Annotated in this window: 9 protein-coding genes; 3 read left to right on the forward strand and 6 right to left on the reverse strand. The window is 37.6% G+C overall.

What is annotated here, in order from left to right:
• Positions 1–894 (reverse strand): hypothetical protein (locus ABDH28_05420; GenBank protein MEN2998456.1); only part of this gene is annotated, 894 nt, incomplete at its 3' end.
• Between the two features lie 247 nt (positions 895–1,141).
• On the opposite strand from ABDH28_05420, the gene ABDH28_05425 reads away from it, so the two are divergent.
• Positions 1,142–2,749 (forward strand): 6-hydroxymethylpterin diphosphokinase MptE-like protein, encoded by a 1,608-nt coding sequence (locus ABDH28_05425; protein ID MEN2998457.1) that lies wholly within the window; start codon positions 1,142–1,144, stop codon positions 2,747–2,749.
• Positions 2,750–2,783: 34 nt separating this feature from the next.
• On the opposite strand, the gene ABDH28_05430 is transcribed toward ABDH28_05425, so the two are convergent.
• Both ABDH28_05430 and ABDH28_05435 read right to left on the reverse strand, forming a co-directional pair.
• Entirely contained in the window at positions 2,784–3,284 is a 501-nt protein-coding gene (locus ABDH28_05430) for a YfcE family phosphodiesterase (GenBank protein ID MEN2998458.1), read from the reverse strand.
• The gene (locus ABDH28_05435; protein MEN2998459.1) at positions 3,277–3,927 is read right to left on the reverse strand and encodes a bifunctional nuclease family protein; all 651 of its coding nucleotides are present in this window, start codon (positions 3,925–3,927) and stop codon (positions 3,277–3,279) included. The genes ABDH28_05430 and ABDH28_05435 overlap by 8 nt, the downstream gene beginning before the upstream one ends.
• A 198-nt stretch (positions 3,928–4,125) precedes the next feature.
• Here ABDH28_05435 and ilvC point away from each other — a divergent pair, with 198 nt between their 5' ends.
• Together ilvC and ABDH28_05445 are read left to right on the forward strand one after the other, a co-directional pair.
• The gene (ilvC, locus tag ABDH28_05440; protein MEN2998460.1) at positions 4,126–5,136 is read left to right on the forward strand and encodes a ketol-acid reductoisomerase; all 1,011 of its coding nucleotides are present in this window, start codon (positions 4,126–4,128) and stop codon (positions 5,134–5,136) included.
• A gap of 106 nt (positions 5,137–5,242) precedes the next feature.
• The gene (locus ABDH28_05445) at positions 5,243–7,543 is read left to right on the forward strand and encodes a hypothetical protein (GenBank protein ID MEN2998461.1); all 2,301 of its coding nucleotides are present in this window, start codon (positions 5,243–5,245) and stop codon (positions 7,541–7,543) included.
• Here ABDH28_05445 and ABDH28_05450 read toward each other — a convergent pair.
• From ABDH28_05450 to ABDH28_05460, 3 genes are all read right to left on the reverse strand, one after another.
• A complete protein-coding gene (locus ABDH28_05450; protein MEN2998462.1) occupies positions 7,515–8,213 on the reverse strand; it encodes a TrkA C-terminal domain-containing protein in 699 nt (232 codons plus the stop codon). The genes ABDH28_05445 and ABDH28_05450 overlap by 29 nt on opposite strands.
• Before the next feature lie 220 nt (positions 8,214–8,433).
• Positions 8,434–9,228, reverse strand: a complete 795-nt coding sequence (locus tag ABDH28_05455; protein MEN2998463.1) for an ABC transporter permease — start codon at positions 9,226–9,228, stop codon at positions 8,434–8,436.
• The gene (locus tag ABDH28_05460) at positions 9,221–10,546 is read right to left on the reverse strand and encodes a TldD/PmbA family protein (GenBank protein ID MEN2998464.1); all 1,326 of its coding nucleotides are present in this window, start codon (positions 10,544–10,546) and stop codon (positions 9,221–9,223) included. The genes ABDH28_05455 and ABDH28_05460 overlap by 8 nt, the downstream gene beginning before the upstream one ends.
• Between the last annotated feature and the right edge of the window lie 73 nt (positions 10,547–10,619).

Below are 10,619 nucleotides of genomic sequence, written 5' to 3' on the forward strand. Positions count from 1 at the left end.
ATTGGGAAAGATGGTTAAGCATTCTTCTGCTAGTTTTATAGCTAGAGAATAATCGTTTTTATTTGCATACTCTACGAAAAGACCAACATAGGCGCTTCTCAAGTTAGTATATGCCAGAAATAGATCACCTTCCAACAGTAGAGCTTTGATTGATGACTTTAGGATTTCTATGTAATTGCTACTATCTTTGTAATTCAATACTTGGTTTGCATACATTGATGCTATAAGTCCTTCTTCTTTCACTTCTGCTCTCTTTCCTTTGCCCTCAGGAACGTAAATATAGGATGTTTTTTCTCTAAGTTCCTTTATCGCTTCAGGGTTTCTTACAACATCAAATCCTTTCTTCGCAGTAGTTTCCACTTCAACTTTATAGCCATCTAGATAGAAGACGGAGAATATATGATCTGGCAGTTGCACAACTCTGGGATCAAATCCAAATTTTTTTAGAATGATATTGTATAGTGCTGTTGAGTTAACGCAATTGTAGTATCCTGTGTCAAAAAGTTGATCAAGGTCTGTGGATTTCTCCAGATATGACCTAAACACATTTTGGTGAAGGTAATCAAATATAAACTTCGCAGTATCATACTTGGATAGTTTTTGGGATTTTAGGGAGTTGCTAATGTTTGTTACAAGTTTGTCAATAAGCTGTTTGTAATAAAGAATCTTATTCTGATCATATACGCCTGAAGCTAGAATTAACCAAGTGTCTAAATCTTGGATTTTCCTAGTTACTCTGTATTCCTCAAAGAATTTTCGCTCAGTTTCGTTGCCAAATATGTCTCCTATTGAGGGGTTAAATTGCCAGAAGTCTATGGGAAAAGCTTGAAACAGCAGTAGGAGTGTGGTCAGAGAGCTTAACGTAAGTTTTTTTACACTTTCCAAAAGTATCATTTTTACCCCCGAAGCTCGTTTTAACCTAGTTAAAATTTTCTTGAAACATTTAGAAAAAATGCTACTTAAGTTTAGAATTGTGAAACCTAACCTAGTCTGATTTATCAGTTGTATTGGGTAGATGGGGGGTTTTTTGAATACTCAAAAGGTGAAAGGGAGTAGTAGGGTTTGTTATAATCAGAATGTATCTTTCCAGCTAAGTAATGTTGGTAGAGTTAGGAGATGGTGGTAAAGATCAAGGTAGGAGATGGAGAAGATTAAGGTAGTTGTAGATGTTTCAAAGGATGGCAATTTCATACTTAAGGGATACGTTGATGATAGAGAGTTTTTGTTTTCCTCAAAATACTTTCCTTTGAGTGAAGCGGAGAAACTTGTAGATAGGATTGAAGTTAAAAATCCAACTGTGGTGGTTGTAGGTGCAGGAAATCCTTATGTAATCTATTTTCTCTCAAAGAGATACTCTGACAGGAACATAGTGGTTCTTGAGCCCTTTGAGAGCGTATTTAGCACTTTAAGGTCTCATAAAGAATTAAGTAGGTTAATATCCTCTAGTAATGTTAGATTAGAGTTAGTTGAGAGTGAATTTAAGCTGGTTGAGATTTTGGGGGAGATAGGGTATTTTGATTTGTATGTTCACCCACAATATAGGGGTTTGTTTAGTTTTATTCAGGATTGGGAGAAGGTGATTAAGAAGGTGATGGGTAATCTGGAGATAAACAGAAATACTCTCAAGAGATTTGGGAATGTGTGGGTGAAAAATTTGCTTCTTTCTATTCATAGTGTGATTAAAACAAAAGGTGTGAGGAAGTTGTTTGGAGCTTTTGGGGGGATGGATGCAGTAGTTGTGGGTGCAGGGCCTTCGTTAGACAGAGATATTGAGAGATTGAAATTGCTTTACCAAAGCTGTGTTGTAATATCTGTAGACACGAGCTGGGGATATCTGGTTTCTAATTCGGTTATACCTGATATAGTTGTTACTGTAGATCCGCAACTGAGAAATTTCATTTACATTCTACAGAGTAAGTGCTACGGTGATACCATATTTGTGTGTGATAGTATGTATTCTGCTATAATTTATGACTTTGTTCCAACCCAAAATGTCTTCACCTTTGATTCTCCGCTCAAGCTTTGGAACCTTGTTAAGAGGGAATTTGGGATAGAAAAAGGGGAAGTAATGGTTGGTGGTTCGGTAGTGTGTAGTGCTATTGATCTAGCCAATAGGATTGGGTGTAGTAGAGTGTTGCTTTTTGGAGTTGATTTGAGTTTCCCTCGTAAAAGAGTTTATGCGAAGGGGAACTTCTGTGAAGTGGAGAACTTCATAAGTTCAAATGTTTTTTCTCCTTATGATGGGTGGAAGTTACTTTCAAGATACCCGCTTTTAGAGAGGATTTCAAAGAGTAAGGTGAGAGTATTTACGGATCCGAGAATGTTGACTTTTAAGGAGTGGATGGAAAGCTATGTGAGAGAAAATGGTGTTAGGTTAATAAATCTTTCAAATGAAGGGTTAAGAATTGAGGGGGAAATAACTTTGGAGGATGCTTATGTGCCGAAGAACAACAGAGATAGGATAACTGAGGTGAAGAGTAGTCTAATAGGGGTAGAGGAGGGAGATAGGGGGGTTGGAGATGCTTCTCGGAGATTTAGAGAGAGAGTTGGGAAGATTATAAAGGTTATGGACGAGGGGGGTATACAGGCCCTAGTGGATCTTTTAGAAAAAGATGAGCTTTTGAAGAGCTTAATTGAACTTGGGCTTCAGAGTATACTTTTGGGAGATTACTCTGAGGAAGATTTTTTAGCAGAACTTCGCAGAGAAGTTGAGTACTTAAGAAGGCTACAGCTTTTTACAGCTTTTTAGGTGGTAGCAAGGTTTAGTTTAGCTGGTTTTTGGTTTACGGTAGATTTTTTAGTTTATAGTGCTTGTAGGAGATAGAGCTTCCTACTGATACTATTCCGTAGATTCCTTCTTTTAGCGCTCCTGGGTTAAAGAAGAAAATGCCATCAATTTTTTTAGCTAAGGGTTGGTGGGTGTGTCCGAACATGACTATTTTAGAGCTGTTTGAAGCTGAAGCAAACTTTAGTTTTTCTAAGTTATCGTGGACACTGAATATATGTCCATGAGTTAGCATTATCTTCTTACCTTCAATCTCAAGGAATTCTATTTCTGGTATAAAGGGTGTAGTGTTATCTTTTCTCATAAGGTCAATGTTACCTCTGACTATGACTACTTCTTTTCCATTGTCTTTGATGTTTTTTATAAAAGGCTTCATATCAAACCATGCATCACCTAAATGCACTATTATGTCTACATTCTTAAGTTCAATTCTAAGAACATCGGATATCAATCCAAGGTGTCCATGAGAATCGCTTAGAACCAGAATTTTCTTAGCCATCTTCTTTTTCTTGTGTTAATTTATTTATCTCATCTCTGATTCTTGCTGCATCTTCATATCTTTCTTCAGCAACAGCCTTTTCAAGTTCTTTCTGAAGCTCTTCTAACAGAACTTCTTTTCTACTTTTTTTCTGTTGTTGACTAGTTTTTTGGGATTTACTGGGAAAACGAACTTGTTCTTCCTCAGGGGATGTTTTTTCTTGGGGTATCTTACTGCTTTGAGTTTGGCTTAGATACTCTGACTTATGAATGGATGATTGATCCATAACATGTTGAGCAACATAGATAGGAGCATTGAACCTTACAGCAATAGCTACAGCGTCACTAGGCCTAGAATCAATCTCTAGAACATTCCCTTGAAAGTTTATATACAGTGTTGCGTAGAAAGTGTTATCTCTCAGGTCGTTTATGACAACTTTCTCAACACTGACTCCCATGCTGTCAAGAATATTTCTTATTAAGTCATAGGTTAAAGGCCTGGGAAATTTTATATCTTGAAGCTTCATAAGTATGCCGTTTGCTTCAAATGGTCCTATGAATATAGGTAGAACCCTATTACTTTCCTTGTCGTAGAAGATCATTGCAAAGCCTGTGTTTGTCATAACTATATCTTCTATTTCCACTTCTATTATCCTATCTTCCATACTCTACCCCAGAGTAAGAATAAACAACAAGTGTATCTTAAGTCAAGTTTGTTTCTTTATCTAGAACTGAAGGGGGGTAAGTAAAAAGCAGAAAATCTTATTTGGTTGCCGACCGAAGTTGGAGTTTATTGTGGGTATTCTGATAATTGGAAAGAGAGTAGGCTAGTTTTCTAAAATTACTTCAAAGGAGGAGAAGGTATGAAAGTTTACTATGATAGTGAGATTGATGTAGGGGTGATAAGGAGTAAAAAAGTTGATGTAATTGTTTATGGTAGTCAGGGCTCTGCACATTCTCAGAATCTGAAGGATAGTGGTGTAGAGGTTGTTGTAGGGCTTAGGAAGGGTTCGAAGACGGAAGAAGAGGTAAGATCTGCTGGACTTAAGGTTATGGAGATAGAGGGTGCTGTTAAGTGGGCTGACGTTATAATGATTCTTACTCCTGATGAGACTCAGCCTGAGATTTATGAGAACTACATTAAGAATAACTTATCTGAGGGGAAGATGCTAATGTTTGCTCATGGCTTTAATATTCACTATAACCAGATTGTTCCGCCAGGTAATGTTGATGTCACTATGGTTGCTCCGAAAGGACCGGGTATTCTTGTAAGACAGCAGTATCTTGAGGGTAAGGGAGTTCCCTGTTTGGTAGCAGTTCATCAGGATTACACAGGTAAGGCTAAGGAGATTGCTCTTTCCTATGCTAAGGCTATTGGGGGATCAAGAGCCGGGGTTATTGAAACAACGTTTAAGGATGAGACCGAGACTGATCTGTTTGGGGAGCAAGCGGTTTTGTGTGGTGGTGTTGTGCACCTGATGGTTGCAGGATTTGAAACTTTGGTTGAAGCAGGATATCCTCCCGAGATGGCATACTTTGAATGCATTCACGAGATGAAACTCATAGTTGATCTGATATATCAGGGGGGAATTTCCACGATGAACAGCTTTGTTAGTAATACTGCCGAATATGGTGAGTATGTTTCAGGCCCTAAGGTTATAACTGAGGAAACCAAGAAAAACATGAGAAGGATACTTGAGGACATCCAAACTGGGAAGTTTGCCAAGGATTGGATACTTGAGAATAAGGCTGGTAGACCCCACTTTACAAAGATGAGAGAGATATGGTCGAAACACCAAGTTGAGGAGGTAGGTAAGAAGCTTAGAGCAATGATGCCATGGATTACTCCACCTTCAAGAAAGCCCAAAAACTAGTTTTTTGTGCGTTATTGCACAGAGAGCTTTTGATATTTTAGATTTTTAGATGGCTGAAGTAAAGTTGTGAGGGTTTTCTAAAGCTTTGTAAGGTTGGTGTAGGCTAATGGTGTTACATACAAAAGTAAAGGGACTGCTAATATTGATATTCGTCGTAGTTTCGCTCTGTTTCTCAGTTTTTGTGATATTGATGAGTCTCTACAGAAGTTCAACTATGATCAATAAGTATTTTCCAGGATTTTTTGTATATCACACTAAGGTGATAAATATTTATGATATTCCTGAGTGGTGGGAAGGTAGAGTTTCAAATTTACCCTCAAAAGCAATTTTACTCAAGCTAAACGATGTTGAGATAAAAGAGCCGAAGGATTTTTGGGAAGTTGTGTTGAAAAATGTTGATAGGGAAATGGAGTTTAAGGTGGAGTATGAAGTAGGTCAAGAAAGGTTTATTAAGTTTGTTAAGTCTCAGAGATTTGAGGTAAAAGATTTTGTGGTATTCTCATTATTTTGGCAGGTTTCTGGAATATTATTGTTGCTCCTAGGGGTTATAATATACCTTGGCAATAGGAGTAAAAAGGGGGAAATGTGGCTTATAGCTAATATCCTGACGGGTGTTAACTTCTTAACGACTCCTGCAAGTTCACTACTTGCGGATATTTTTGTAGTGACATTTGTTGAAAGAGTAACATTTTCGCTGTTTCCTCTAAGCATGGTCTGGTTGTTTCTTAATTTCCCACTGCTTAAATTCAGGAAGCAGGTTAGGGTAATAATAATCTCGGTGATGGGAGGTATAGGGCTGTCAGCTCTTGCTATTTCAATGGTAGGTTACACTGAAGTTCGGGAAGTAGCAATACTTCAGGAAGCATACTATGTCTATCCGGGGTTAGGGGGGTTATTTGCTACATTTTCTTCTATTTATGACTTCGTTAGAGCTAAGAGGCATAGACTATATCAGTTAGCTAGAGTTCTATCTCTATTGTCTGTAGGAGCGTTAATGTTTATACTGTTGCCTTCATTTTTGGCAATATTCACTACTTTGATTGGTATACCTTCATATTACATACCTTTTCTTATCGTTGGCTATCCTATACTGGTAATATCAACCTTGATGACCAACTCGTTGCAGTTTGTGCGAAGAATATCTGTAGATCTTTCTGTCATTCTTGCAATATCTCTAGCTTTTGCTGGACTGTATGCTGTGCTGTTTGAGGTGGCAAAGGGGATTCCAAAAGTTACCCTATTCCTGATACTCTCTGCAACTTTTATCTTGGTGTCTATACCTCTATTCTTGTTTGCGAAAGCGAGGCTTAAAATTAGAACGGTTTATTTTAATAGAGAATTGATATCAAACATTTTTGAGAAGTTTAAGAGAGTGGATAGCATTAGCAAGTTTCTGCTGTTTGTTAACAGAGAGTTAGGTAGAATGCTGGGATTTTCATTCTCAAGGTTTATCTCCTATAAGTTGCTTCCCCCGGATGTGCGCAAGACTCTGTTTTTGTCAAGGGAATATATTATACCTAGTGAGGAAGTAGAAGAATACTACAAGGAGGGAAAAAATAGATCCTCTCAGAGTGTAATTGGAGGCTCAAGGTATGTAATGGTGGTTAAGAGTGGTAGTAAATTTTTCGGGATAGTGATACTTGGGAAGATGGTGATGGGGGACGTTTTAACTGCTAGTGAAGTAAGAACCATAAACTTGGTAGCACAACTTCTAGGAAGTTACTTGAATTCCCTGACGGGGGTATCTCTGTGGAAAAGAAGTGGTGAAATCTTAAAACAGAAGTCCCGGGGTATCAGTAACATTCTTGTAAGGTCAGTTTTAACTCCGGTCAGTGTAAACAAGGAATTATTTTCAATAAGAACCATCATCAGTGATTCTCTTGACAGACCTACTGTATGCAAAGTAAAAGACATGGGGCAATGCGTATTTTTCTGTATAGTATGGATAGTGCCAGAGTCGGTGCATACTCTAGTACTTGCATCTATCATCAAGGGAGTAGTAGAGGAATATTTCCATAGAGGCAGGATAAATATCCATAGGCTTCCTAGGGAGATAAGGAATATAGTGTCCGTTGTGAGTCCAATAGAAGTTGATACTAACATATTATGTGGGGTGGTGAGAAATGATAGAATGAGTATGGATGTGGTGAATGATGGAAAGACTTCCATAATTTTGGTTACGAAAAAAAATGCAATGATTCCTATGCCTTTACACAAGAGGTATTTCAATTTCTCAAAGATAAAGGAGGAGGATAGATTCTTTTTCATATCTGGGGATGAGATCTCTTCACAGATTCAGGAAATAAAGGAGTTGGATATAGCTAAGCTGAACCCTGACAAGTTTTTATATGATCTTCCTGATAAAGTGATACTAGAGGTTAGCTTTCATAATAAAGGTAGTCAATGAATTTCTTTATTCCGTCAAGTGGCCCTACAATTATTATTGACATATTCTCAGTTAAAACCGTGTGAGCTTTAACATCAATTTTCTCCTCAAAACCTTTCAAAACACCTTTCTCTAGAAGAACGTAATCTTTCCTAAAGGCAACTATTATGCTTATGTTGAATTTGTTTCTAAGGTCAAGTTCACTAACTTTCTTATTGCATATTTTTGAGTCTGGAGGAATATTGACTCTAGCAACGAAATAGTCTTCAACGAATGGTAGGACGTTCTCTACAGGTCCAGATTTTAAAAGGATTTCACCTACAGTCTTGAAAGCAGTGTCATAAGAAGGAACTGTAAAATTTATGCCAAGCTTATTGAAGATGCTTTCGTATTTTCTGTTGGGGAGGATTGCTAGAACATCTGCTCCGAGTTGGGCTAGGAGAGAGGATATGTTTATCATCTCTAGGATTTTCTCTTCCCTAAGGGCGATTATGCACTTATCAAAAGAATCCACCTCTTTTTCTCTGAAGAAGTTTTCATCCAATTTTGAGTAGTCCTCAACCTTTTCATAGCTTTCGGTTAACGAAGGGTGAGGTTCGGAAGAAACAAGGTAAACATCAACATTGTTCTTGATGAACTCCTCCACTATGATATCAACTATGTCTCCTTCGCCGATCAGAAACACTTTCATAACCGGAGGAAATTATAAATGCTTTTAGGATGTTTTATCACTAATCTGTAAGGTTCCAAAGTTTATATCAGATTGCTACTCTTATGATCCACGACAGAACTGAGTAAATGCTTTTAGGTATAGTTTTTTATTTCTCTCGCAGTCCCTTTCGGGACTGGGTGAATATTTTTCTCAACAAGAATCTGAGGGACTTAGTGTGGATTGAGGTTTTGTGACGATGCTATTTTATCATCATGAGAATGTATGTTACTATATAGTCAATGATTACTATGGTTACTACTGAGGCAACGACGGACTTTGTAGTAAAAACTCCTACGCCTTTAGCTCCCCCCTCAGATCTCATTCCGTAGAAGCAACTGACTATTCCTATGAAGAAACCAAGAATTGAGCTTTTTATTATCATATCCAGTATATGTCTAGAGCGTAGGACGAATAGTGTTTTGTCTATGTAGGTAAAAACGCTTTGGTCCAGGTAGATCACTGCCATTACCATTCCTCCAAGCACACCTGAAACTACGGCAATGGACGAGATAAAAGGCATCATTATAACCATTCCTAGGACTTTAGGCACTACTAGAAACCTAATGGGAGAAATTGACATGATTTTCAGGGCATCTAGTTGTTCTGTTGCCTTCATTGTTGAAATTTGTGCGGTTATACCCGCTCCTACTCTACTTATCAATGCTACTGCTGTAAGCACAGGTCCAAACTCTTTTATCATAACAAGCATTATTCCAGAACCTATATACTGTGAAGTACCTTTGACGATGTTGTCCATGCTTTTACCAACATTCAATGTCATTATCATTCCCGTGAAGAATGATATCGTGACGACTATTGGTAGCGATTTATAGCCTATTTCTACTAATGCTTCAAGAAGTTCTTTTTTATAAAAGGGTTTTCTGAAAAAGTTTTTCAAAACGCTGTAGGAGAATATAGCAAGCTCCCCAACATACGCCAATGCTTCATAGAATGCTCTCCCCAATATTGCAAAAACATTCAATATATTACGCATTTTTGGATGCTACGTTGACATCGCCAAACATGATGTATGGAAGTATTGCATTGTGTTCTGCTTTCGTTTCTTTGGAAACCGAAATTACTGCTTTAAACAGGTCAAACACATTGCCGAAGATCATCACATCTTTGACTCTACCGAGAATTTTACCATTCTCAACCACTAATCCTGTTTCAACATTAACGGAGAATTCCCCAGCGTTAACATTGCTTTGTCCTCCTCCAAGAACATTGTATACGATAAGCCCCTTGTCAATTGAGGATATCATTTCTCTTAGGTTATTATCACCCTTGGGAACAATTATATTTGAAAACGAAGGTTTTGGTAAAGAGGAGTAAGTTCTAAATCCGTTTCCTGTTGAAACTTGGCCTTGTAGGTATGCTGTCCTAAGGTCGTTTACAAAGGATTTCAAAACTCCATTTGAGATAATTTCATTGTAGTTTGTTATTACTCCCTCGTCGTCAAAAGGTTGTGAGTTGATAGCCCAATCAAGGTGTGGAGAGTCTATCAGCGAAAACTTCTCGGAGAATATTTTCTCACCGATGCTATCTCTTACTGGAGAGATACCTCTGTAGACATTTTCACCATTTAGGGAGATACATAGAATGTTTATAAGTGTTTGTAGGGCATTAGGAGCAAAAATGACGGTATATTTCCCTGAGTTGATGCTTCCTCTGTCCTTGTTGGAAAAGACGAAAATATTCTGCAAGTAGGAAACCATGGAAGAGAAGTCAATATCATACCTGGTGGTATACTTGCTGTCATATAGCCATAGTAAGCTCTCATCATCGTTGACGTAAACTCCTGCTATCTCTATCCCCCATATGCTTTTGGAAAGCGTTAAATCTAAACCTGATGAATTTATTATTGTTTTCTTGATAAAAGATTTTTCTATGTTTAGGTTTACCTCAATATTAGGGTTTATCTCCTTAATAGTGCCTATTATCTCTTCTCCAAACTCTACTATATCTCTTTCATTGACATTCTCTAGAGAAGTGTCATAAACCTTGATGGGAAGAACATATGAAGGTTGCTTGGGGAATGTTATATCTAATTCCTCTCCGTATTTGCTTACGTCAATTGCTTTTTCAAAGACTTCATCCACTTTAGTGAAGTCGTTTGAAGAGGAGAAGCCGACTCTACTGTCCTTTATAATTCTTACCCCTATTCCTTCCTTCTCCGCTTTGTCTATGGATATTAATTTACTATTTTCAAATTTCACAACAGTGCTTTTAGTTTCTTCAATAAAGACATCTCCTTTCAGGAATTTGCTTGAAAGAATCTTGTCTTTTATCTTAATAAAGTCTATCGTCATATTCCCTCCAATGATAACCTTTATTGCCTTGCTTTTCTATATACTATACACAATATTATACACAATACTTCAA

The sequence above is a fragment of the Brevinematia bacterium genome (assembly GCA_039630355.1).
Lineage (GTDB): Bacteria > Spirochaetota > Brevinematia > DTOW01 > DTOW01 > SKYB106.